The following is a 24468-nucleotide window of genomic DNA, read 5'->3' as shown; positions in this document are numbered from 1 at the left end:
CGGGCCTGGTAGCGCGGTACCGCGAGTCAAGGTGCCGCCGCAGGCTGCGCCAGGGCGATGGTCCTTCCCCAGACGCCACAAGGCATGGATCACACGGACAAGCGGTGGGCGCGGAGGACGACCGCTGGGTCAGGCTCTCCACGGCTGCCCGCCACGCCCTCTCTGCCAGCGGGCGAAAGCCGAACAAGAGTATTTCTTGCTAACCAGTGTGCGGGCTCGACTCCAGCGCGACGAATTCGAACTGCCGCTGGGCCGGGCGACCGTGCCGTCCCGCCGCCGGCCGACGAGCTTGGCCGCTGGCGAGCAAAGCGGGTGCATGTGCGGGGTGGGCTCACGCGCTCGCCTTCACCTTCGTGAGACCGCTTGCATACCGATTCTGCGGTAGGTGGCAGGTGACCGGCAGCCCTGCGTAACAGGCGGCGCGGCACGCTCCGGCGTCGAGCGTCGCGGCAGACCGCTGGGCGAGAGCAACCGGCACGGACTTTGATCAGGTCCTCCACGCGGGCTGCCACTTCGCGAGCACGCCTCCACGGCGATCGCGCGATTCGCGTGAATGCGAAATAAAGCCAACGACAAAATCATGAAACACGACGCATACCGATACCTTCCGCGCTTGACCGCGGCGTCAATCGCCGTATCGAGCGTCATAGCCGTGCCTCCGGCGAGCGTCAGTGCTGCAGAACCCGTCAATGTCTCATCCGCTGCAGCAGGCCGGATCGCAGCCATCTCGGATGCACCAACACCCGAGCTGCCGTCGTGGCTGATGTCTGGAGAATGCGCATTTAGAGAATGCTCAAAGCCAACGAGAAGGCTCACGAGCAATCGGCAGGAAAGCACTTCCGACGGCACTTTCGCCACCTTGCTCGCAAAAATATATAATGGGTAAATCTAGAGCCCACGGACAGACCGAAATTCGGTTTGTGCCGGGGCGTGAAGGCGGCTCACCTCGAGCCCTCGGAGCACGTCGCGCCATCATGGAACGCCCGCCCGATCGCTTCGTCCAGTTCGTCGTGAAGACCTCCAAGCTCTGCAACCTGCGGTGCAGGTACTGCTACGAGATGGAGGAGCTCGGGAACAAGGAGTCGATGCGCCTCGAGCAACTACGACAGGTTTACCGCCACATCCGCGATTACTACACGACGATCGATGGGCGAGATGGGAGACGCACGGACGTCCGGTTCATCTGGCATGGCGGAGAGCCGCTGCTGATCGATCCGGCCTTCTACTGGAGCACGTTCTCTGATCAGGAGGCCGTGCTCGGCGATGGGCTGGGTAGGACGAACATCGTCCAGACCAACCTCACGGTGCTCGACGACGCGCGCCTTCGCCTCCTGCGAGACGGCTTCGACAGCGTAGGCGTCTCCATCGACGTGTTCGGGGGGCTGCGCGTGAATATCGCTGGCCGCGATCAGCAGGACCGCGTCCTGGAGCACATGGACGTACTCCGCCGTGAGAGGATCGCGTTCAGCTGCATCACGGTGCTCTCGAGGCGCAACGTGAAGCATGTAGACACGATCTGCCGCTTCTTCGAGCAATCCCGTATTCCCTTTCGGCTGCTCCCGATGTTCGACGGCGCCACTGCAGAGCAGAATGCCGACTTCGACCTCGACACCGGTGACATCCTGGGAGCCCTCTGCGCTGTCGCAGACCGCTGGTTGCAGAGCGACGGACACCTCCAGGTGGAGCCTGTCGACGAGGCCATCCGGGTGGTTGTCGACCACCTCGCTGGCGCACCGCCGAGGTACTTCGACAAGCGCGCCTGGACTCCCACAATTCTGGTGAATACGGATGGGGAGTGTTACAGCCTCGGCGACCCCTACGGGGATCCCGCCTTCAGCCTCGGCAACCTCTTCACGACCCCGCTCACGGCCATCATGGCCGGGGAGCGCATGGAGCGATCCTGCCGCGCCGCCGAGGAGCGGATGGAGCTCAATTGCTCCCGGTGCAAGTACTTCGGGAGCTGCAGCGGGTATCCGATCGCCGAGGATCGCTCCAGCGGTCGCGAGACCCGCCAGGATGGCATCCAGGTCTGTGTCGTGGCGCGCGGGCTCCACGAGCACATCGAGCGGCGACTCCGGGAGGCCGCGATGGTCGGCGCGCACGGTCGGCTGCATCTCCCCGTTCAGACGGTGGCGAGACCAGTCGCCGCCGACGCCGCAGCCGCTTTCGCGAAGGAGGAGTTCGCCCCACACCAGCCACACCCGAGGTCCCCGTGACGGACGTCGTGATCGTCCGCGTCGCCTTGACGCGGAGCGCGTTCCTGCTCGACGCGGCCCGGACGGGCGTCTATCCCTACCGCCATGGAACGCTCGCCGCGCGTGCTCCGGTGTGGACTCGCCCTGATCAGCTCGCTCGCCCTCGCCTGTGTGTCGGGTTGTGGGAGGGATGCCGAGCGCACCTCGCCGGAGCACACGCCCGGCGCTGCTCAGGAAGGAAAGGCCATGTCGCTCTACGACTTCACCATGAAGACCATCGACGGACAGGACCGCTCCCTCGGTGACTACCGAGGCAAGGTGCTGCTCGTGGTGAACACCGCATCGGAATGCGGCTACACGCCGCAGTACGCGGGGCTCGAGGAGCTCCATGATCGGCTCAAGGATCGCGGCTTCGCCGTCCTCGGCTTCCCGTCGAACGATTTCGGCGCGCAGGAGCCGGGGACCGACGCCGAGATCGCCGCCTTCTGCTCCACGAAGTTCGGCGTCAGCTTTCCCATGTTCTCGAAGATCCCGGTCAAGGGGGGCAGCAAGCACCCCCTCTATGCCTTCCTCACGCAAGCCGCGCCTGCCGGTGAGGTGAAGTGGAACTTCACCAAGTTCCTGATCGGCAAGGACGGGTCGGTGATCGCGCGGTTCGAGTCGTCCGTGGCGCCGGACGACCCGAAGCTCACGCAGGCGATCGACAAGGCGCTCGGCGGGTGACCGAGCCACCGGCCTGACGAGGCGGCCGTCAATTGCAGTCGAGGCACCTCCACTCGACCTGTCCAGACGCCGAGACCCCGAACCGCTGAGCGGTGTATTTCTCGATATCGATCAGGTACCCCGACGGCTGCGCGTTCCGCGTGCAGCACCCGCTGCAATCGGAGTCGGAGCACATGTCGTATACCTTGACGTCGATCTCCTTGCCATTCTTTCGAAGGCGCAGGGTCTTGAGCTTGTACCTCTCGAAATCCTTCGAGTGCACCGCGGCGATGTTGTTCTCTCTGACCCAGCTCTCCGGCTGCTTTCCGTCGAGCGCCGCGAACTGACCGGCCCACGTGCACCCGTTGTACTCGATGCACTCCTCGCTGCCGGGGTCGGGGTAAGACTCGAATTCCGTCAGGCTGGCCGTCTGCCACACCACGCCCGAGCCGCCGCTACCGCCGCCCCCCGTGGTGCCGCCGCCACCCGTCGTGCTGCTGCCGCCCGTGCCCGTGGTGCTGGCGCCGCCCGTGGTGCTGCCACCGCCCGTGCCCGTGGTGCTGGCGCCGCCCGTGCCTGTCGTGCTGCCGCCGCCCGTCGTGCTGCCGCCGCCCGTGCCCGTGGTGCTGGCGCCGCCCGTCGTGCTACCGCCGCTGGAGCAGCTGGTGTCGCGGAGCTCGACTCGGGACGGGGTGAACGAGGACACCGAGTCCGTGGAAAAATTGAGCGTGAATGACGCGCCGCGGGCGATGGACACGTTCGATGTCCTCGAATAGGTGCATCGGGAGCCGGCTTGTGTGTGGGTCCAGCCCGGCTCGTGATGATCGCACGTGACACCGCCCGGCACGTCGAAGGCGACAGTCGGCCTCTTCAGCGCGCTCGCGCCCGTGTTCTTGATCTTGATCGTCCCCCAGTACTCCGGGGCTCCTTCGTACGCGTTCGTCGTGACCGCATACGAACAGGCTGCAAGATTCTGGTCCTGCTCGCCCATGTCTTCGGCCGTGGGGCTCGTGTCGGCCGAGCATGCTGCGAAGCAGAAGGCTGCTCCCGCAGACGCGGACGCGAACGCAAGCTGAGCCGCCCGCAGACCTCGGATTCGATTGATGCGCATACGGCGATCCTTTCCTGCGTGCATCGGCGACAGGCCATGATGTAATGACATGTCCTCCCCCTCAGCGCCGGACACGTGGGATGGGTAGCACTGCCGCGCTGGGCTGTCGAGACGAGGAGGCCGGGATTTGCAGCCAGGCGCCGCGTGAGCCCCTGGATACCCCGCGGATGTGACATTCGCTCGTCATCCTCGTCGCGTCGTCACGTGAAGGGGATCAACCCACTTGCTCTGCCATTCAGCCTGCGACGGTTGCATCGGATCGCTCAACAGATCTGCCGGTGTTTATTTTATGTGGTCTCGCTGCACTCGCGTCGTCCACCCATCGCGGGTTCGCCCCGACCTCCCCGGACACGCTGTGCATTCAGGGCTGAAGGCGCAGCCTTGCGGTGACGGGGAGGTGATCCGACGGATAGAGGCCGTCGCACCGTCGCCACGGAGTTTTCTTGCTCTTGCCGTCGGCCTTCACCGTCACTAGCGTCTCGACTTCGCCAGCACACTCTCGCGCTCGGCCATGCCGAGCGATGAACGAAACCAGGGGGCCCGCCAATGATCGAATCACCACGCCTGCAGATGATCGACGGTCGCCACATTCCGCAGCTCGGGCTCGGGGTGTATCAATCGGCGCCCGGCGGAGAGACCGAGGGCGCCGTCCTCGAGGCGCTGCGCCTCGGCTATCGCCACGTCGACACCGCCCAGTACTATGGCAACGAGGCGGACGTCGGCAGCGCGTTGCGCAAGAGCGGCCTCGCGCGCGACGCGGTGTTCATCACGACGAAGATCGCGAATTTCAACCAGGGTCGTGACACGACGCTGCGTTCGCTCGAGCGCTCGCTCAAGGAAGCCACGCTCGACGCCTACGATCTCGTGCTCATTCACTTTCCCGTCACCGGCAAGCGCAGCGACACCTGGCGCGCGCTCGTCGACGCGCAGAAGCAAGGCCTCGCGAGGTCGATCGGCGTCAGCAACTACACCGTGCGGCACCTCGAGGAGCTCCTCGGCGAGAGCGCGGTGGTGCCGGCGATCAACCAGGTCGAGCTCAGCCCGTTCCTCGGGCAGGGCGAGCTGCGCGCGTTCTGCGCAAAGCACCGGATCCTCGTGCAGGCGTACAGCCCGCTCACGCAGGGCGTGAAGCTCGGGCACAGAGACATCGTCTCCGCGGCGACAAAGGCCGGGCGCACACCAGCGCAAGTGATGCTGCGCTGGGCCGTGCAGCACAGCTTGATCGTTCTGCCGAAGTCGGTCACCCCCGCGCGTATCGCCGAGAACGGCGCGATCTTCGACTTCGCGCTCGACGCCGACACGATGCGCACGCTCGACGGGCTCGATGTCGGCTTCCGCGCAAGCTGGGACCCGACGGACGTCCCCTGATCCACACCGTCAGCGAAAGGCGCTCAGCGGAAGGCCGCATGGGAGCATCGGCGCGCGCCGGCGAGCGCTGCTCACGCCGTGAGGGCGAGCGCGCGAGCGAGCTCGCGCAGCAGCGCGGCCCCGTCCCCCTCGTACGCCCGGCCATGCATGCAGGCGACCATGCGGGGGGACGTGGCGGCGAGCTTCTCGAGGAGCTGGGGCGCATCGCGGCCGTGCGCATAGTAATCCATCGACCGGCGCATGGCCTCGCTCGGCGCGAGGATGTCGTCGCGCGTGAGCGCGGTGTGGTCGGCGCCGGGCTGCGTGAAGAGATCGCCGCAGAGCAGCGTGGCGGTGGACTCCTCGAACAGGTAGCCGCACTCCCAGCCGTGCGGCAGGTGGGGCGCGTCGAGCCAGCGCACCCGGCGCTCGCCCAGCTCGAGGACCTCGCCCTCCTGGAGCGCCCGTGGCGCGCGGTCGAACATGTCCGCGTCGACCATCGCGGCGATCCGCCCGCACACCGGCACCGCCTGGGGCGCGGCATCGAGCAGTTCGTTCATGGCGCCGCACTCGTCCGACTCGCAGTGGGAGAACGCCACGTAGCGCAGCCGCTCGACCGGCATCACCCGCGCTATCGCCGCGCGCACCGCCGGGAAGAGGCGGCGCGAGCCGGTGTGGAAGAGCAGCGGCGCGTCGTCGACCAGGAGGTACTGGTTGAACGAGAACCCAGCCTTGCCAGTCCCCACCGGGGTGTGGAGCTGGTAAATGCCATCAGCCACCTCGGTGACCCGAGCCTCCATCGACGAATCCGCCATCTGCTCCTCCTCTCACGCCGCGCCAGGCGCCGTTCCGCACCTGCCACCGATCGCGCCGCCGCGAGCCGGCTGCAAGCGCAGGAAAGCCTGACTGTCGGGAGGGGGAAAGAAAAGCGAAACAATTCGAGGCACCGGAGCCGGGTCGCCGCGCCCCCTCGCGGCGCGGATCGATGCGCGCCGCGAGCGCCCCTGTCCCAGGTTCGACGCTCCGCCGATGGTGCGCTCTCTCGACAATTTGTCGATGTGTCGACCCGGCCGCCGCTCACGGACACGTCTTCGGGCGGACCACCGCATAGACGAAATCGTGGAATCCAGCTGCCACGAACCCACCGCCGGGGAGCGATGTGATTCCATTGATCCGGCTCGGCGTGCCGACATCACCTTCGTACTCCCAGCGCAGCTCCCCGCCGGTGTCGACGGAGAGCAGCCAGATCCGCTGCGTTCCTCCGTCCGTTCCGCGCGTCGCCCCGCCGAGGTGCAAGAGCCCCGTGCTCGGATCGTGCGAGATGGCGTGAAGCTCGGTGTCGAGCTCAGGGTGATAGGTTCTGGCCCAGATCACCGCTCCCTCGGCATCCAGCAGGAGGACATGACTCTTACCGACGCTGATCGCGGCGATCGCGATACGGCCATCGGGGAGGGCCGCGATGTCCTGTGGCCACGCTCCGCCGACCTCCTCCAGCACACGGTCGAACACCGGCGCCGTCTGCTCGGTGCTGCGGACGACGCGCAGGTAACCGGCGTGCGCGGTCAGCTGAACCACGTCACCTCCGGGCAGCAGCGCGGCCGCGCCCCGACTCCAGGACTGCGTGATCGCGGACCCGGGAGCGATCGACATGAACCGTTCGTGGACGATCTCGCCAGCGTCGTCCAGCCGCACCAGGCGCAGTCGAGGCGCCGCGCCCTCGGCCTCGGTGTCGTGGGTGGAGAGCACGTATCCCCCGGTCGGGTGCCGGAGCAGATCGATGTCGACGTGCGCGCTGAAGGCCGATGGTCCGAGCTGCCGGCTCGCCAGCAGCTGACCGGCTCCGTCGAGCCGACCGAGCCACAACCCCGTGCGGGACGGAGACGTCGGATCACCCACCTGGCCCGCGACCATGAGGCCCCCGTCCTCGGTCTTGGCGCCGGTCTTCAGAAATCCGCCGGGCAGGGGGATCGAGCTCCACACCACGTGGCCCGCCTCGTCGAGCTCCGCGACCCCCCCGTTCGCTGGTGCTCCAACCGCGATGAGCCGTTCCCCATCGACCGGAAGAAGACAGTCGGCGTCCATTCCCGAGGGCGCAAAGAACGATACCTCCATACCTTCAACGCAGCTCTCGGGCTCGCTCTCCACAGGGTCCGGTGGTTCGCTGTTCACAGAGCCCGAGGAGTCGACATCTTCAGGATCCGGTGGCTCGACATCTTCAGGACCCGGTGGCTCGACGTCTTCAGGACTCGGTGGCTCGACATCCTCGGAGCCAGGCGGTTCGACATCGACAGAGCCCGGCAGTTCGACCGTGACTTTGCCACAGCCCGCAATCATCGCGAGCGCGACGAGGGAACCCGCAGGGAAAACAGTGCGTCCCGAGTTGGTCTTCATGAAGCGCCTCCTGGAATCAGCGTGCACTACGTTCAAGGATGGCGTGAACCTCGATGACATCGAGTTGTTCTGAGCAAAAGCGCCCGGCGGGCGATCATGCCGGGCGCACGAGCGGAGCGAGCCCCTCGTGGAGAGCTTCTATGCGGCGGCGCGAGGGGGTGGCGCTCGGCGAGCCCGCCTGCGGCGCGCGCCGAGGAGCAGCGCGAGCCCGGCGGCGGCAGGCTGCCAGCTGGAGCCCGAGCCGGACGCGCTGCAGCCGCTGCTGGAGGGCGGGGTCGTGGCGGGATTCACGTCGCTCGCGCCGGCGCTCCCCGCGCTCGTGACAGCTCCGCCGTTGCCGGTTCCGGCGCCCCCCTCGCCAGCATCAGCGCCTCCTGCGCCAGCGTTGGCGCCACCATTGCCGGCGCCAGCGCCTCCTGCGCCGGGGCCGCCATTGCCGGTGTCTCCAGCGCCGGCGCCTCCCTCGCCGCCGCCGGCGCCGCCGTTGCCAGCGCCTCCTGCTCCAGCGCCACCACCTCCAGCGCCAGCGCCTCCTGCTCCAGCACCAGCGCCGCCATTGCCGGCGCCAGCGCCTCCCTCACCACCGCCGGCGCCTCCCTCGCCAGCGCCTCCTGCTCCAGCACCAGCGCCGCCATTGCCGGCGCCAGCACCTCCCTCGCCACCGCCGGCGCCTCCCTCGCCAGCGCCTCCTGCACCAGCGTTAGCGCCGCCATTGCTGGCGCTAGCGCCTCCCTCGCCACCGCCGGCACCGCCCTCGCCACCGCCGGCACCCCCCTCTCCAGCGCCGCACTCCGCGCTGCTCGATGGAGCTCCGGCGCACACTCCAGCGTCGCAGGAATCGCCGAGCGTGCACGCGTCGCCGTCGTCACACGGGACGCCGTGGGCAGGCGTGCACACCCCGTCCACCGTGCCCCCCGCCGCGATGGAGCAGGCGCTGCACTCACCATTGCTGCACGCCGACGCGCAGCACACGCCGTCCACGCAGATCCCGGTCGCGCATCGCGTGGCGGTCGAGCAGGGCGCGCCGTTCGTCAAGGCATCGCTGACATACACGACGGCGCTGTCTGTGCTGACGCCCTCGCGCGGCGACCAGAGCCCCCTGTACCCACCCGCCACGAGGACTCCGCCGTCATCGAGCGACGTGGCGGAGTGATAGCCTCGCCCAGTTGGGATCTTGCCGCCCGGCGACCACGCGTCCGTGACCGGATCGTAGAGCTGGACTCGATCGTAGGTGTCGTGGGCGTGCAAAAGATAGAGCAAACTGCAGCTGGTCCCTCCCCAGGGGTACGCGTAGAAGATCTCCTCGATGCCTCCGCTGATCATGACCTGGCCGTCGGGGAGCCGCGCGGCCGCCTCGCCGAGCACGCCGAGCCCGGCCACGTAGGTCCCGTCATCCCACGAGCCCGTCGCGGGCGTGTCGCCCCACTTGCCCGGCGCCGCGGTCCACGCATCCGCAGCAGGATCGTAGACCTCGGCGGCGCCTGCGAGGCCCGTGACGAGCACGCGTCCGTCGAGGAGCAGCGTCGCCGTCAGCCAGCGAATGCGGTCGAGCGGCGCCGCAGCCGACCAGGTCGCCGTCAGCGGGTCGAAGATCTCGACGGCGCCCGCGGCCGGCCCGGACGTGCCGCCCGTGACGAGCACGCGTCCATCGAGCAGCCGGGTGGCCTGGTGACCGGCGCGGACACCCTGCATGGGGGGTCCTGGGGCCCACGCGTCGGTCGCCGGGTCGTAGATCTCGGTGCTCTCCGTCGCCGTGGACCCGGCCCCTCCGCCGGCGAGGAGGACCCGCCCGTCGTCGAGCAGCGTGGCCGTGTGGCTCGCCCTCGTCATCGACGGCGACGAGGCCGGAAGCCATGCATCGAGCGCGGGAGCGTAGATCTCGACGCCCGGGCCCCCGGCCTCTCCGCCGATGACCAGCACCCTCCCGTCCGCGAGGCGTGTCGCGGTGTGACCGCCGCGCACAGCAGCCATCGGCGCGGCCGCCAGGAACGCGCCCGTCGCGGGATCGTAGATCTCCGCGCTGCCAAGCGGCGTCGTCGGGTACTTCGGATCGCAAAAGATCCCCTCGTCCAAGCCCAGGAACCCCCCCGCGATGAGGACCCTGCCGTCGTCCAGCGAGGTCGCCGTGTGCTCGGCGCGCGCCGTGATCATCCTCCCGGTCGCCACCCACAGCGGGTCCACGAGTACGGCCTCCTCGGGCGGGGCGTCGACCCAGAGCGAGAGCGTCGAGCCCTCGGCGTCGAGGCGCGTCGAGACCTTTCGGCCCCCGCGCGCGAAGGCCGACGGCGCCGTCACGGCGAGGCGCGCGACGCCGGCCTCGTCGGCGAGCTCGATCGCCGCGCCGCGCCGCCGCAGCGTCGCGCCCTGAACGGACCACGCGGCGACCGGCGCGTCCGGCCGGAAGGTGCCCGGCCGGAGGAGGAGCCACTCTTCGTATCCCCCGTGCGCCGCCGTCCAGAAGGAATACCCACCTTCATGCGCATAGGCGACGGCATCCCCGCCGGCGATCTCCTGAGTCCCCACGAGCCGCCCGGCGCCGAGCCCCCTGCGCTCGCGCACGCGCACGCGAAAGCCGTCCGGCAGCTCGATCCGGATCTCATCGCTCCCGTGCTCGGGCAGGTGGACGACGAGCCCCAGCGACGACGACCCGCTGCCCCGCGCGGCCTCGCCGCGCGCCGCCGTCACGGAATAGCCGCGCTCGCCGCGCGCCAGGGCGCCGCCGGCGGCGAGCACCAGCCCGGCCTGCTCCGGGAAGAGGGCGCGCAGCTCGGCCTCGGCGGGGTCGAGCTCGTCCTGCATGCCGCTCGCGCAACCGGCGGAAAACACGGCGGTGAACGCCACGAGGCAGAGCCGGAGCGCGGTCCAGGGCCCCGCGCCGCGGCGGTGAGCCGGCGCGGCGCAGGGCCGCCGCAGCGCGCGCGCCTCGGGCTCGCGGGAGCGGGGCGGGCGCCGCGCACCGCCACGTGACGGGCCGCCGGTGGGAGATGCAGACGGTCGCACGGCCGACGTGGGGTCATCGAAGCAATGCATACGGCTGCTTCGATGCGTCCGCTCGGCCGGCATTCACGCCGGGCACCGGCTCGACGTCACGGCGCGCTCCTTGACAGACACTCTCGATACGAGACCATCCCCCGGTACCTCTCAACCAGGAGGGAGCCCATGTCCCTGACACGCACCGTGAAGGACACGCCCGGATTCACGTCACTTGAGGCCAGGTAATCCAGCAGGACGCCGGCCGTAAACCGTCACCGTCCCGGAACCGGCCCTGGAAGCATAACCGGCCCCCGCACAGCCCGATCCTCCCGCGCCCGATCCTCCCACGCCTGCGCACGATCCTCCCACGCCCGCGCCCGATCCTCTCGCCAGATCGTTCGCAGCCTCCATCGCGTCAGGCGCCCGACACTTTCGTGCTCGCATCCGCCGCGCTCTGACCTGCCCGCGACCCGCATTCACCGCGTGTTACAAGGCCGCGTGCACTTCACCATCTCGCACGAGCTCGACGCGCCGCTCGACGCCGTGGAGCTCGCCGTGCTCTCGCCGGACCTCGGGCCTCGGCTCGCCACGCGGGTCGCCTCCCTCGAGAGCGTCGTGACCGTCGAGCACGCGCTCCGCGACGGGGAGCTGCTCCGCGTCCTGCGCTTTCAGGCGAGCGCGCCGCTGCCGATCTTCCGGAGCTACCCCGTGGCGAAGGACGCCATGTCCTGGGAGGAGCGCTCGACGTACCGCCTCTCGGACCACGCCTCCACGTGGCAGGTCAGCCCGAAGGAGCAATGGCGCAGCTACTTCCGCTCGGCGGGGACGTACCGGCTCGAGCGCCTGCCACAGGGCCGCACCCGCCGCCGGGTCGATGGCGACATCCAGATCCGGCTGAACCTGCTCGGCCCGCTCGTCGAGCGCCTCGCCCTCGCCGAGGTCCAGCGGACGTACGACGCGGAAGCAGATACGCTCAGGGAGCTCCTCCGCGCATGAACAACCTACCCCGCCCCCAAAGCCCCGCCCGCTCCCCGCGCCCCGCCCGGCTGGGGCGGCTCGCCAGCATCACGCACCCCGCCAGCGCCGCTCGCCCGGCCAGCGCCGCTCGCTCCGCCGGCGTCGCCGCCGCGCTGCTCGGCCTGTGCGCGGGCCTCTGCGCGCTCGCGGGCGCGACCGCCGCGCACGCCGCGCCGGCCGACGGCCCCTCGCAGCCGCTCCCCGATCCCGGCAAGCCCGTCGCCAGCAGCGACGACACCTCGGCCATCGCGGTGAACCCCGCGAACCTCTCCTTCCTCCCGGGCCACGAGCTCCGGTGGACCTGGGTCCACACGGGCTCCGCCTCGCCGCTGCCCGCGCGTGGCCACTCGATCGCGCTCGGCGTGCCGCTCTGGTACGTGTCGACCGGCCTGCGGTTCGACTTCATCGACCCGCCCGACGCCGCGCCGGCGCCGTTCGACAGCCCGTCGCGCTGGGTCCGCTGGGGGCTCGCCCTCGACACAGGCCCCACCTTCGCCTTCGGCACGACGCTCGGCTGGGGCAGCTCCGACGCGCCCGCGCTCGACGGGTACTTCTCGCTCACGAGCGGCGTCACCCTCCGGCCCTCCACCTGGCTCTCGCTCTCGGCCGTCGCGCGCGACTGGAACCGCCCCGAGAACCGCCTCCGCGAGGCCATCGAGCGCAGCTACGACTTCGGCGTCGCCGTGCGGCCCGCGGGCGGCAGGCGCGCGCTCGAGATCGGGCTCGAGACCTCCTACGTCGAGAACAGCGACCCCGACGAGAGCGGCACCTGGACGCCCCGGGCGACCCTCGGCCTGCGCGTGCCCTACGTGGGCACGCTCCGGGGCGACGTGGCGCTGCGCGACCTCACGGCCGACGGCGGCCCGAAGATCGCCGCCATGGCCGGCCTCGACGTCAACGTCGACGAGCTGCAGGTCTCCGCCGGCGGCGTCTTCGGCAACGCCATCACGAAGAGCGGCACCGGCTTCTACGCCGGCGTCGCGCTCCGCAGCTTCTCCGAGCGGGGCGTCCAGCTGCCCGCGCGCGTCGTCCGCGTCCGCCTCGACTCGACCCCGGGCGTGCGCAGGCACACGCGGCTCCTCCAGCGGCTCTGGCGCCTCGCCGAGGACCCGGAGGTCTCCGGCGTCGCGCTCGTGCTCCGCGCGGAGCCCGCCAGCTCGCTCGCCCACGCCGAGGAGGTCTCCGACGCGATCCGCAACCTGAGGAGCCACGGCAAGAAGGTCCTCTGCCACCTCGAGGACGCCGGCGGGCGCTCGCTCCACGTGTGCTCGAGCGCCGACGCCATCGCCATGAACCCCGCGGGCGGGCTGCGCTTCGCCGGCATGTCGTCGAGCTACTTCTACTTCGGCGGCCTCCTGAAGAAGCTCGGCGTGCAGGCCGACATCGTCCGCATCGGCTCGCACAAGCTCGCCGCCGAGCAGTTCGCGCGCGAGACCAGCACCCAGGTCGGCAAGGACGACCACCAGGCGCTGCTCGATCAGCTGAGCGGCGCCTTCCTCGCCGAGGTGAGCGCCGGGCGCCGCATCCCCGTCGAGGAGCTCAAGCGGCGGATCGCGCGCGGGCCGTTCCTCGCCCAGGAGGCGCGGCAGAGCGGCCTCGTCGACCAGCTCGCCTACGACGACGAGCTCGGCCGCGTCGTCGACGAGGTGATGGGGCGCGCCTCCCGCGTCGTCGACGACGACCCGGGCGACGAGGCGCCCGAGCGCTGGGGCCGCTCGCCCAAGGTCGCGCTCGTCTACCTCGACGGCGACATGATCGACGGCGAGAGCCGGTCGATCCCGTTCGTCGGCGTCAAGCTCGCGGGCTCGTACACCGTCGCGGGCGCGCTGCGCCGTGCGCGGGAAGACCGCAGCGTCCGCGCCGTCGTGCTCCGGGTCGAGACCGGCGGCGGCTCGACGCTCGCGGCGGACGTCATCCTGCGCGAGGCGATCCTCACCGCGCGCGTGAAGCCGCTCATCGTCTCGATGGGCTCGTCGGCCGCGAGCGGCGGCTACTACGCATCCGTCGCCGGCGCCCCGATCTTCGCGAGCCGCTCGTCGATCACCGGATCCATCGGCGTCTTCTACGGGAAGGCCGACGTCACGGGGCTCCTGCAGAAGCTCGGCGTCAGCATCGAGACGTTCCGCTCGTCGCCCCGCGCCGACGCCGAGTCGCTCTACAGGCCGTACACCGACGACGAGCGCGAGCAGCTCGGCGTCAAGGTGAAGCAGTTCTACGATCGGTTCGTCGCCCGCATCGTCGAGAACCGCCACATGAAGGCCGAGGAGGTCGACGCGCTCGGGCGCGGGCAGGTGTGGACCGGCGCCCAGGCCCTCGATCGCCGGCTCATCGATCGCCTCGGCGGGCTCCGGCAGGCGATCGATGAGGCGCGCCGGCTGGGCCAGCTGCCCGACGACGCGCCCATCCAGTCGCTCCCCGAGGAGGACACGTCGCTCCTCGGCTACGCCCTCAGCCTTGTCGGCTTCTCGGCGCAGGCCCAGGGCGAGCTGGCGAGGGCGACCATCCCGCCCGTGATGCTCGACGCGGCGCGCGCCCTCTCGCCGTTCTTCGTGTTCGGCGCGGACAGGCCGCTCGCGCGCAGCGAGTTCGCCGGCGAGATCTCGTTCGGCGTCCCGACGACGGCCCGCGAGGACGAGCCCGGAGGATCCGCGCCGCCGGCGTCGCCTGCGTCGAAGGAACGCTGAGCCCATGGAGGAGCTCGAGCCCGCGTCGCCCACGACCGCCGAGCCCGCGGAGCAGGCCGGGCCCGCCGCGCCGCCGCTGCTCCACGCCCGCGCGGCGCGCATCGCCGTGGACGACGTCGTCGCCATCGACGCGCTCACCGCGGCGACGCGCGGCGAGCGCGTGCTCTGCGCCGGCGACGCGGGCGCGCTCTTCGCGGCGCTCACCGGCGTCCCGTTCTCGGCCCTCCGGAGGCCGACGCAGGCCGGCGCGGCGGACGACGCGCGCGGCGGGGCGCCCGGGGAGGCGCGCGTCGTCGCCGGGCGCCTCGAGGTCGCGGGCCGCGACGTGGCGCGCTCCGCGCACCGCGCGGCGAGCGGGGCGGCGCCGCTCGATCCGCCGCTGCCGCTCGCGTGGACAGCGGACGCCTACGTCGGCTGGGGCGCGCGCCTCGCGGGGGCCTCGCCGCGCGCGGCGGCCGAGATGGTGGCCCCCGCCCTGGCCCGGGTCGGCCTCGCGGCCTCGCGGAAGCGCGCGCTGAGCGCGCTCGCGCTGCCCGAGCGCCGCGCGCTCGTCCTCGCCCAGGCCATCGTGACCGCGCCCGACGTGCTGATCGCCGAGGATCCGCTCGTCGGCCTCGACGGCGCCGCGGCCGCCTTCGTCCTGGCTGCGCTCGCGGGCGCCACCGAGGGCCGCGGCGCGCTGCTCACGGCCGCGCGGCTCGACGTCGAGGGCCCGCGGGGCGCCCTGGTCCGCGGCGCCACCGACGTCCTCGTGCTCGCGGGCGGCGAGCTCGCCTTCTCGGGCACGTTCGCGGAGATCGCCGCCGGGAGCCGCCTCTACGCCCTCACCGTCCGCACCAACGCGGAGCTCCTCCGCGAGGAGCTCGCCGCCCGGGGGATCGCGCTGCGGGGCGGGCCGGTGCGCTTCGCCGCCGCGCTGCCCGAGGGCGCGACCACCCGCGACGTCGTCCTCGCCGCGACGCGCTGCCGCGCCGCGATCGTCGAGCTCACCCCCCTCTTCTGACCTGCCGCCCGCCGTAGTACCGTGGGCGCGATGTCATCCGAACCCGCCGCGAACAAGCCGACCGCCGCTCAGGTCACCCCGGGCGGCCCGCCTCCCGGAGGTCGACTCGCCGTGCTCACCGCCTTCGCGGTGGGCGCCTCGTGGATCCCGGTCCCGGTGCTGCCCGCGCGGATGCTGCTGCGCATCCGCGGGGCCATCGTGCAAGACACCGTCGCCCGCCACGGCCTCAGCCTCACCACCGACGCGCGCGCGCTCCTCATCGAGCCCGGCTCGGAGCAGACCCCGCTCCGCAAGGCCGCGCAGCTCGTCACGAAGGAGGTCCTCCGGCGGCTCAACCCGGCCCTGGCCCTCGCGGCGGCCGCGCGCGGCCTGGAGGTCTACGCCCTCGGCCACCTCCTCGACCGCTACATCACGCGCTTCCGCCGGAGCACCGCCGTGCGCGTCCACGCCGAGGAGGCGCGCTGGGTCCGCGACGCCGTCGATCGCGCCGTGCGCCGCGCGCTGTCCCCCTCCCTCCAGGCGAGCTTCACCGTCCTGCCGAACGGCACGGAGGACCTGCGCGACGAGTTCACGCGCTGGATCGACGCCTTCCTGCTCGCGGGCGCCTCCGTCCCCGAGTACATCGAGCGCCGCCTCGACGCGGCGTTCGACGAGATCGCCGCCGCCGGCATCCCCCATGACTGACACCGAGGACCGCACCGCCACGAAGGGCGGCGCCGCGGGCCGCGCCGCGGCCGACGCCGCGCCGGAGCTCGATCCGCAGGCCGCGCGCGCCGCGCTCCGGCGCTGCCGCCGCATCATCGTCAAGATCGGCTCGAAGAGCCTCTCCGGCGACGCCTGGGACCGGCTCGCCGCCGAGGTGGCCGCGCTCCGCGGCCGCTCCGGCCGGAGCCTCGTCATCGTGTCGAGCGGCGCCATCGCGCTCGGCGTGGCGAAGCTCGGGCTGAAGTCGCGCCCGAAGGACATGGCCTGGCTCCAGGCCGCCGCCGCCGCCGGCCAGAGCGTGCTGATGCAGCGCTACGAGGAGGCCTTCGGCAAGGTCGGCCTGCTCGTCGCGCAGGTGCTCCTCACGCACGCCGACCTCGCGGACCGCACGCGCACCAACAACGCAAGGAACGCGCTGGCCGCGCTGCTCGAGGCGGGCGCCATCCCGATCATCAACGAGAACGACGCCGTCGCCGTCGAGGAGATCAAGTTCGGCGACAACGACCAGCTCGCGGCGATGGTGACCCCGCTCTGCGAGGCCGATCTCCTCATCCTCCTCTCGGACGTCGAGGGCCTGCTCGACGCCGACGGGCGCCGGGTGCCGTTCGTGCGCAGCGTCGCCCGCGAGGCGCGGCACCTCGCTGGCGCGTCGACCTCCGGCGTCGGCACCGGCGGCATGGCCAGCAAGGTGGAGGCCGCCCGGCGCGCGACGCTCGCGGGCTCGCACGTGGTCATCGGCGCCGCCCGCGAGGCGGGCATCATCACGCGCATCGTCTCGGGCGAGGACGTCGGCACCCTCTTCGCCGCCGTCCCGCAGCGGCTCAGCGCGCGCAAGCACTGGATCGCGTACACGCTGCGCCCGCGCGGCGCCATCCTCGTCGACCGGGGCGCCGCCGAGGCGATCGGCTCGAAGAACCGGAGCATCCTCGCCGTCGGCGTCCTCGGCGTGCGCGGCACCTTCCTCCCCGGCGACGCCGTGGCCGTCGTCGACCCGGACGGCGCCGAGATCGCGCGCGGGCTCGCGCGGATGTCCGCGAGCGACGCCGCGCGCACCGCGCGGAAGAAGCGCGAGGAGGCCGGCGATGACGACGTCGTCGTCCACCGCGACGACCTGGTGGTGCTCCCGAGCGAGTAGCCCCGCGGCCCCGGCCGGGTGGGGAGGTACGTAGGTGCGCCGACCACCCGGCCCATGGCCAGCCATCGGGCCAACATCGGGCCAACCCCTGATTGCGCGCCGCTCGCGCTTCGCGGGAACCTTCGCGCCGCCCCGCTGTCGCTTGGGTTTACCGCATGTTGACCGCACGCGACTGCCCGTCACCGCCGGCCGCCGCCGACGGCCGGGGGTCCCTGCCGGTTCCTGGAGGTCGGGTGATGCGCTTCGGGTTGTTCGTCGCGAACGGCTTGGTTCTCGCGGGGGTCGTCTGGACGATCGGGCTCGGGCCGAGCGTCCGGGCGTCGCAGCTCCTGCCGTCGCGCGCCGCGGCGGGGGCCGACGAGCTCGCGGCGCTCGAGGCCCGCTACGCCGAGGGCAGGACGCCGGCCAGCGTCACCGCGCTCGCCGCGGCCTACCTGGAGCGCGATCAGCCCGGACTCGCCTCCTCGGCCCTCGACGCGGCGCCCGGCGAGGTGCGCGCCCTCCCGGAGGCGGCGCTCCTCTCGGCGCGGGCGCTCCTCCGCCGAGGCCGCGTCCAGGACGCCCTCGCCGCGTCCGAGCAGGCGTCGGCGGCCTGCGCGGCAGGCGCCTGCCCCGCGTGGCTCGCGGCGAAGTCCGAGCACCAGCGCGCCTTCCTCGAGCAGCTCGTCGCCGCGGGCGTCGAGGATCCGCAGGTCGACGCGGCCGCCGCCCGCGCCGCGCTCGACGCCTACTCGCGCAGCGCGAGCCAGGTGCGCCTCGTCGCGGTGCGCTAGCGCGGCGCGGGGAACATCGACGCACGCGCGAACGTAAGCGCAGGCGTAAATGTACAGAGCAGCTACAAACGAGACGGCGAGGCGGCTAGACGGCGAGATGGCGAGACGCGCAACGTGATCTGCGATCGTCGAGGCCGTATCCAAGCTTGGAAACCCTGTCGTTGTCGAATGACGGTCACCGCCTTATGCCGTAGTCTTTGGCTTTGCTCGGCGCGTTCGTACCGGGGGCGCTGTCCGAGAGAACAACCGGTTGCGCTTGGGAGGGTCTCCCTCAGGTGGAACAGCCGCAAGCTCGCACGCTGGGCGCCCTGGCGACCGCATGGACAGGGTTGTACCGACGCGGCGCCGCCGTTGCGGCCGCGCTCGCCCTCACCGTCGCCGCGGGCTGTGCGCGGCCGATCACCAACGCGGGGCTGCCGATCCCCGCGGCGAAGCCGGGCATGGAGCAGCGCCCGTTCGAGCTGCGGCCGCCGTTCGAGCTGGCGACGAACGAGGACGCGATCGTCCGGATCGTCACCGACGTGACGTGCACGGGGACGCTCATCACCGAGGACCTGGTGCTCACCGCGCACCACTGCGTCGCGGCGCGGGACGACAACGGCAGGACGCTGCGCCGCGATCAGGATCCCGAGGCGATCTTGATCGAGCTCGGGGGCGACCACCTGCCGTGGGGCGACGTGAAGGTCCGCGCGGTGGTGTCGCCGGACTGCGGGTACACGTCGGGCGAGGGCGACATCGCCATCCTCGTGCTGTCGCGGCGCCTCGTCGGGATCCCGACCCTCCCGCCGCGGATCGAGGCCGAGCCGGCCTCGAAGGAGCAGGTGACGCCCTACGGCTTCGGCCGCTGCGCGCTCTCGCGCGATCCGATCCACCTCGCGCCGCGGCTGGGCGGCACGATCGACGCCGTGAGCCCCGGGGACTTCGTCGCGACCGCCTCGATCTGCCCCGGCGACTCGGGGGGGCCGGCGCGCAGCGATCGGGGGGGCGACGTCGTCGGCGTGATCTCGTCGAGCGTGATGGACGGCGACGAGCGCACGACCGGGACCTCGTATTTCAGCCGCCTCGACGTGTGGCCCGAGCTCTTCTCCGCCGCCCGCGAGATCGCGGCGGGCGCGAGCCCGAGCGAGCTGCCGCCGTACCGGGGGTGCCTGCGTTGACGGCGCGGCGGCGTCGGCGAGCTTCGCTTGCCCGCCGCCCGCGGCCGGAGCTGCGCTAGGCTGCGCTGCGGCATGCGGAAGCTGTTCAACGGGCTGCTCTGGATCGTGGGGACCCTGCTGTTGCTCGGCGTCGTGCTCCGCGCGCTCGTCCTCGACGTCTGGGTGGTGCCGAACGACCCGATGCTCGGCGCCGCGCTCGCGCCGAGCCTCGCCCCGGGCGACGCGGTCGTCGTGCTGACGCGGGGCACGCCCGGCTTCGGCGAGCTGGTGCGGTGCCCGGATCCCGAGGCCCCCGGCAGCCACATCGTCGGCCGGATCGCGGGCTTGCCGGGCGACAAGGTCGAGGTCGACCACGCCGTCCTCCTCGTGAACGGGCAGAGCTACGACGCCGAGACGGCGTGCGCCGAGCCGAAGGTGAGCATCACCGACCCGGCCACGGGCAACCCGGTGCAGCTCTCGTGCGACATGGTGATGATGGGCCCCGGCCTCCACCCCCGGGCGACGGGGCGCAGGCCCCCGCTCGAGCGCCGCCGCCACGTCGAGGTGCGGCCCGACACGGTCTTCCTGCTGAGCGACAACCGGAGCTACCACGACGACTCGCGCGACTTCGGGCTGCAGCCGCGCGCCGCGTGCAACCAGCGGATCGTCTTCCGGCTCTGGGGAGGCGCCGGCTGGAGCGACGACCGGCGCCGCTTCACCTTCGTGCGCTGAGCAGGGCCGGCCGTCGGCCCGCCAGCGTCACCTCGAGCTTGACCCCTCCGCTCATCGACGTCTAGAACCGTGTTTCTCTCCACCCGGGTCAGGGACCCCGCGCGAGCAGCGGCCCGGGTTCCCCGTCCTGGCTCGCTTCATCGGTCGGAGGTCCGCCACGGCGGCCTTCCACTGGCGCGGGTCGGAGAACCGCGATCCGCGGTCCTCCAATGCACCGAGGAGACGTTTGCACACCGAGCAGAACGAGATTGGCATCGTCTGTGGCCAGTGCGACCTGTGGAGCCCGATGGGCACCGCGCGTTGCCCTGAGTGCGCGAACGACTTGGCCCTGTTCACGACGCGCCGGGCGAGCTCGACGACCACGCCGGCCCGGCGCTCCCCGACGCCCGCGGCCGGCAGCGCGAGCGCCCGGCTCGACCCGACGAGCGCGCGCGGTCAGGGCCGGGGCCCCAAGACCACCTCGTCCAAGAGCGATTTCGCCGAACTCTCCCAGGAGGAGCTGATGGAGCAAGCCCGTAACTACGTCTGCCGTTCCTGCTCGAGCGGTGTCCCCTCGGGCCACAAGTTCTGTGGGAGGTGCGGAACGGCGGTCCCGCCCGAGATCCTCAACGCGCAGACGCTGTTCTTCGGGGACATGCAGAACCCGGCGAAGGCGAAGCTGATCCTCATCCGCGGCGAGGGCATGGACGGCCTCTCGTTCCACCTCAAGGCGGAGCAGCACATCGTCGGCCGCAACGGGCAGCTCGTCTTCCCGGACGACCCGTTCGTCTCGCCGAAGCACGCGAACTTCTTCTACCGCGACGGCAAGCTGGTGGTGCGCGACGAGGGCTCGCTGAACGGCGTGTACATCCGCGTGCGCGGCACGATCGACATCACGCCGGGCGACACGTTCCTCGCGGGCGAGCAGCTCTTCCGGCTCGATCCGACGCCGCGCGCCTCCGACGGCCAGGATCCGGACGGGACCTTCTTCTACTCCTCGCCGAAGCACCCGAGCCCGTTCCGCCTGACGCAGGTGCTCCAGGGCGGCGCGGTCGGCATGACCGTCTGCGCGCGCGGCACCTCGCTGCAGATCGGGCGCGAGGGCGGCGACCTGAACTTCCCCGTCGACCTGTACATGTCGGGCTCGCACTGCCGCCTCGAGGAGCACAACGGCAAGTTCACGCTGACCGATCTCAACAGCCGCAACGGGACCTACGTGCGCATCAAGAGCGAGCGCGAGCTCGCTCACGGCGACTACCTCTTCATCGGCCGCAAGCTCCTGCGCGTCGAGCTCAACACGAACTAGAGCGGCCCGCGGGCGCTCCTCGCCCATGACCACCGCGCGCCCTGCCCTCGACGTCCTCCGCGCCGGCCCGATCGCGGCGGGCGCGACGCTGTGGCGCAGCCGCGGCCAGCTCCACGTGACCCTCGTCGCCAAGGCGACCTTCGCGCTGGTCCCCGGCGGCGAGGCGCGGCGGATCGCGCCGCTGGAGCTGGTGCGGAGCGAGGTCTACACGCGGGGCAACCCGATGAAGCCGCTGCTCGCGGCGAGCGAGCTCGCGCCCTGGCTGGCGCGCGCCGAGGTGGTGCTCACCGGGCACGCGTGGGCGCCGGGCGGGGCGCCGGTCCGGGGAATGGCGGTGCGGCTCGCGATCCTGCGCGCGGGGGCGGCGCTGGTGGACAAGCGCCTCGAGGTCATGGGCGATCGGGCGGGCGGCGCGGCGGCGGCGGCGCTGCCCGAGCCGTTCGTGAAGATGCCGATCGAGTACCAGCGCGCCTATGGCGGCCCCGGGGAGCCGGAGAACCCGCTCGGCGTCGGGGCCGGCGTCGACGAGCACGTGGGCGGCCGCGGCGCGCTGCCCAACCTGCTGCCGCCGGGCGGGGGGCGCGCGCCGGTCGGCCTCGGGCCGATCCCGCCGATCGTGCCGAGCCGGGCGCGGCTGCTGCGCGGGCTCGCGCGCGCCGAGCTGGAGGGGATCGCGTCGATCCCGGACGATTTCGACTGGTCGTACTTCCAGTCCGCGCCGGTGGACCAGCGGTTCGACCGGGTGCTCGGCGGCGAGGAGATCGTGATGGAGGGCCTGAGCCAGCACCACCCGGCGCTGGCGACGCGGCTGCCGGCGCTGCGGGCGCTGGCGACGATCCTCCTGCCGAACGGCGCGGCGCGGTGGCTGCCGCTCGTGGGCGACACGCTGATCGTGCAGCCCGACGCCGAGCGCTGCGCGGTGGTCTTCCGCGGGAGCTTCCAGGTGGCCTCGGAGGAGGTGCTCCCGGCGCTGCGCGCCGCCGTGGGCGTGGAGGTCGGGGACGAGCCCGTGCCGTGGCCGGACCTCAGCGAGGCGCCCGCGGGCGCGGCGGGCGCGGCGGCGGGGGAGAGCGCGAAGCGGACGGACTGGAGCTCCACGGTGCGGCTCGGCGAGGACGACGTCGTGGACGCGCCGGTGAGCGTCGCGGCGGCGCGAGAGCCGTCGCGCGGCGGGGCGCACCCGCTGGAGGGCACGTTCCCGCTCGATGACACGCTGCCGCCGGCGGGGAGCGAGCGGAGGCCGCGCGAGGAGCAGGCCGCGCCGCTCGTGAGGGTCCGAGGCCCGCGCCAGGACGACGCGGTGAGCGCGCCGTTTCCGATCGCGCCCGCGGGGATGCGCGGCGAGCGGGAGGGCGGCGAGCGCCCGAGCGCGCCGTGGGCGACGGGCGGCGCGTCGGCGGTCCCGGTGATCGCGTCGCCGCTGGAAGGGACGGTCGATCTGCGCGAGCCGGAGGCCGCGCCTGCGCAACGCGCAGACCCTGCGCCCGCGCCCGCGCAAACGGCACCGTCACCCGCGCAGACGGCACCATCGCCCGCGCTAGACATCACGCCTCCGCCTGCGCCCGTGGAGATCGCCACGCCTGCAGCTGCGCCAACGCAGGCCGCCGCGCCTGCGCCGGTGGCCACGCCCACGCCCGCGCGCGCGTCCGAGCCGCTGCCCGCGCCGGAGCGCGATCCGCAGGTCGAGCGTTCGCCCGAGCCACGCGCGCCGACCGCGGCGCCGTCCGCGCCGAAGCGGGAGCGGCCCGATCTCCTTGGCAGCCTGTACAAGCGCTTCCGCAAGGACTGAGCCGGAGCGAGGATGGAGGGACCACCATGTCGGAGGGAGCCGTGGTTCGGGAGCGCGCCGCGTCCGCGCGCGCCGAGGAGTACCTGGGGCCGGCGCACGTGCTGGAGGCCCGCGGCCAGGCGGTGATGGTCGAGCTGCCGGACGGCGAGAGCGGAGAGGCGACGATGGCGCTGGCGCTCCCGTATGCGCCAGCGGTGGGCGACGTGCTCCTCGTGATCGGCCGAGGCGCGCGCCTCTATGTCATCGGCGTCCTGCACGGGACCGGCAAGGTGACGCTGGAGCTCCAGGGCGACGTCGACGTCCGGGCCGCGGGCGGCGCGCTGCGCCTCTCTGGGGACCGGGGCGTGGAGCTCCGGGGGCCGGAGGTGGACCTGCACGGCGACAAGGTGCGGGTGTTCGCGGGGTCGATCGTGCAGAAGGCGGCGTCGCTCGTCCAGCGCGTGACGGACCTGTTCAGCCTGCACGCGCGCGAGAGCCACACGGTGGTGGACGGGTCGGCGACGACGAAGGCGAAGAGCGCGACGGTGCTGACCGAGGAGACGATGACGATCAACGGGAAGGAGATCCACCTGGGGTAGCCCCCCGAGGTGCGCCGCGGCCGGATCATGACTTGAGGAAATCCCTTGCAGCTTCCTGGCTGGGAAAGCCCACACCGATGTTCGTGATCTTGTAAGACCAACCGCCTTCAGCGCTGCCTGTCCAGCTCGCTGGATCGATCGTGATCAGATGGTGATTGTTCTGCTGATCCCGGGCATACAGCTTCCCGCCGTGCTCGCCAACGTAATAGACCCAGTGATTGCCGGAACGAGCCCTGTTGCTCCACGTGACGCCGATCGCCACGGGGTACCCCCTCTCGGTCGCCTTCGCCAGCGTGCCGCCCCACCCCGCGGAGTAGGCCTGACCGCGCGTGAGCCCGTATCCGCAGAGGTTCTTGAATGCCTGATCGCTGTTTCCTCCGAGCCGATGCCCGATCTTCTTGAGGATTTCGCTCACGTTCGGCAGCTGCCCAGTGTGGAGCTGGTAGGCACACAGGGGTGCATAGACGGAGCAGCTGATATCGCCGCGGGGCTGATTGATGGTGCTCCGGGGAGGCTCAGAGGGCGCCGTCGCGCCAGATGGCCCGCCCTCGCTGATCGAGGCGCGCGGCGCTTCATCGCGCTCAGGAGCCATTGAGGTGGTGCTCGTCGACTCGCTCCAGTACTGCTGCGTCAGCGCCGCCGCGACCTGCTCGGACATTCCCGTGCCGTCGCCTGCCGCGTCGGACCTCGGGGGCGATGTTCCGGCGCCCGGCGGAGCGCTCGCGGCGGCCGGCGAAGGGACCTTCGGGACGGCCTTCGGTGCAGCCTTCGGAGCGACCTTCGGGACGGCCTTGTTCGGGACGGTCGCCGCCGTCTGGCGACCGGTGACCCGCTTCGTGGGCGTGTTCGCTGCCCCGGGTCGCGTTTTGCTCGATCGACTGTCCTCCATCAAAGCCTCGCGGCCGGACGATA

Annotated in this window: 19 protein-coding genes; 14 read left to right on the top strand and 5 right to left on the bottom strand. The window is 71.8% G+C overall.

Annotation, left to right across the window (positions count from 1 at the left end):
• The first annotated feature begins 974 nt into the window (after positions 1-974).
• A complete protein-coding gene (locus WMF46_RS44545) occupies positions 975-2216 on the top strand; it encodes a radical SAM protein (RefSeq protein ID WP_437982780.1) in 1242 nt (413 codons plus the stop codon).
• A 225-nt stretch (positions 2217-2441) separates the two neighbouring features.
• Positions 2442-2918 carry a glutathione peroxidase gene (locus WMF46_RS44540; protein ID WP_437982779.1) on the top strand — a complete coding sequence of 159 codons (477 nt, stop codon included), beginning with the start codon at positions 2442-2444 and terminating at the stop codon, positions 2916-2918.
• Positions 2919-2946: 28 nt separating this feature from the next.
• On the opposite strand, the gene WMF46_RS44535 is transcribed toward WMF46_RS44540, so the two are convergent.
• Positions 2947-4008: a hypothetical protein gene (locus WMF46_RS44535; RefSeq protein ID WP_437982778.1), complete on the bottom strand. Its 1062-nt coding sequence runs from the start codon at positions 4006-4008 to the stop codon at positions 2947-2949.
• Positions 4009-4554: 546 nt separating this feature from the next.
• Between WMF46_RS44535 and WMF46_RS44530 the strand changes: the two genes are divergently transcribed.
• Positions 4555-5376, top strand: a complete 822-nt coding sequence (locus WMF46_RS44530) for an aldo/keto reductase (RefSeq protein WP_437982777.1) — start codon at positions 4555-4557, stop codon at positions 5374-5376.
• A 71-nt stretch (positions 5377-5447) separates the two neighbouring features.
• Here WMF46_RS44530 and WMF46_RS44525 read toward each other — a convergent pair whose 3' ends face one another.
• The 3 genes from WMF46_RS44525 to WMF46_RS44515 all read right to left on the bottom strand — a co-directional run bounded on the left by WMF46_RS44525 (position 5448) and on the right by WMF46_RS44515 (position 10545).
• A complete protein-coding gene (locus tag WMF46_RS44525; protein ID WP_437982776.1) occupies positions 5448-6170 on the bottom strand; it encodes an MBL fold metallo-hydrolase in 723 nt (240 codons plus the stop codon).
• Between the two features lie 262 nt (positions 6171-6432).
• The gene (locus WMF46_RS44520; RefSeq protein WP_437982775.1) at positions 6433-7467 is read right to left on the bottom strand and encodes a hypothetical protein; all 1035 of its coding nucleotides are present in this window, start codon (positions 7465-7467) and stop codon (positions 6433-6435) included.
• A gap of 417 nt (positions 7468-7884) precedes the next feature.
• A complete protein-coding gene (locus WMF46_RS44515; RefSeq protein WP_437982774.1) occupies positions 7885-10545 on the bottom strand; it encodes a Kelch repeat-containing protein in 2661 nt (886 codons plus the stop codon).
• A gap of 672 nt (positions 10546-11217) precedes the next feature.
• On the opposite strand from WMF46_RS44515, the gene WMF46_RS44510 reads away from it, so the two are divergent.
• The 11 genes from WMF46_RS44510 (at position 11218) to WMF46_RS44460 (ending at position 23556) form a co-directional block, all read left to right on the top strand.
• Positions 11218-11715 (top strand): DUF2505 domain-containing protein, encoded by a 498-nt coding sequence (locus tag WMF46_RS44510; protein ID WP_437982773.1) that lies wholly within the window; start codon positions 11218-11220, stop codon positions 11713-11715.
• The gene (gene sppA, locus WMF46_RS44505; RefSeq protein ID WP_437982772.1) at positions 11712-14420 is read left to right on the top strand and encodes a signal peptide peptidase SppA; all 2709 of its coding nucleotides are present in this window, start codon (positions 11712-11714) and stop codon (positions 14418-14420) included. The genes WMF46_RS44510 and sppA overlap by 4 nt, the downstream gene beginning before the upstream one ends.
• A gap of 4 nt (positions 14421-14424) precedes the next feature.
• Positions 14425-15423: an ABC transporter ATP-binding protein gene (locus tag WMF46_RS44500; protein WP_437982771.1), complete on the top strand. Its 999-nt coding sequence runs from the start codon at positions 14425-14427 to the stop codon at positions 15421-15423.
• Between the two features lie 30 nt (positions 15424-15453).
• Positions 15454-16107 (top strand): hypothetical protein, encoded by a 654-nt coding sequence (locus tag WMF46_RS44495; protein ID WP_437713142.1) that lies wholly within the window; start codon positions 15454-15456, stop codon positions 16105-16107.
• Positions 16100-17263 carry a glutamate 5-kinase gene (gene proB / locus WMF46_RS44490; protein WP_437547147.1) on the top strand — a complete coding sequence of 388 codons (1164 nt, stop codon included), beginning with the start codon at positions 16100-16102 and terminating at the stop codon, positions 17261-17263. Before WMF46_RS44495 ends, proB begins: the two co-directional genes overlap by 8 nt.
• A gap of 155 nt (positions 17264-17418) precedes the next feature.
• Positions 17419-18036: a hypothetical protein gene (locus WMF46_RS44485; RefSeq protein WP_437982770.1), complete on the top strand. Its 618-nt coding sequence runs from the start codon at positions 17419-17421 to the stop codon at positions 18034-18036.
• A 275-nt stretch (positions 18037-18311) separates the two neighbouring features.
• The gene (locus WMF46_RS44480; protein WP_437982769.1) at positions 18312-19193 is read left to right on the top strand and encodes a trypsin-like serine peptidase; all 882 of its coding nucleotides are present in this window, start codon (positions 18312-18314) and stop codon (positions 19191-19193) included.
• A gap of 72 nt (positions 19194-19265) precedes the next feature.
• Positions 19266-19904 carry a signal peptidase I gene (lepB, locus tag WMF46_RS44475; RefSeq protein ID WP_437982768.1) on the top strand — a complete coding sequence of 213 codons (639 nt, stop codon included), beginning with the start codon at positions 19266-19268 and terminating at the stop codon, positions 19902-19904.
• A 226-nt stretch (positions 19905-20130) separates the two neighbouring features.
• Positions 20131-21189: an FHA domain-containing protein gene (locus WMF46_RS44470; RefSeq protein ID WP_437982767.1), complete on the top strand. Its 1059-nt coding sequence runs from the start codon at positions 20131-20133 to the stop codon at positions 21187-21189.
• 25 nt (positions 21190-21214) lie between these two features.
• Positions 21215-22978 carry a DUF2169 family type VI secretion system accessory protein gene (locus WMF46_RS44465; protein WP_437982766.1) on the top strand — a complete coding sequence of 588 codons (1764 nt, stop codon included), beginning with the start codon at positions 21215-21217 and terminating at the stop codon, positions 22976-22978.
• Between the two features lie 26 nt (positions 22979-23004).
• Entirely contained in the window at positions 23005-23556 is a 552-nt protein-coding gene (locus WMF46_RS44460) for a DUF3540 domain-containing protein (RefSeq protein ID WP_437982765.1), read from the top strand.
• Positions 23557-23581: 25 nt separating this feature from the next.
• On the opposite strand, the gene WMF46_RS44455 is transcribed toward WMF46_RS44460, so the two are convergent.
• Positions 23582-24214: a hypothetical protein gene (locus WMF46_RS44455; protein WP_437982764.1), complete on the bottom strand. Its 633-nt coding sequence runs from the start codon at positions 24212-24214 to the stop codon at positions 23582-23584.
• Positions 24215-24468 lie beyond the last annotated feature (254 nt).

This window comes from Sorangium sp. So ce117 (assembly GCF_051524395.1).
GTDB classification, from domain to species: Bacteria; Myxococcota_A; Polyangia; order Polyangiales; family Polyangiaceae; genus Sorangium; species Sorangium cellulosum_B.
The sequence above is the reverse complement of the archived record's forward strand: the minus strand, read 5'-3'. Positions and strand labels throughout refer to the sequence as shown.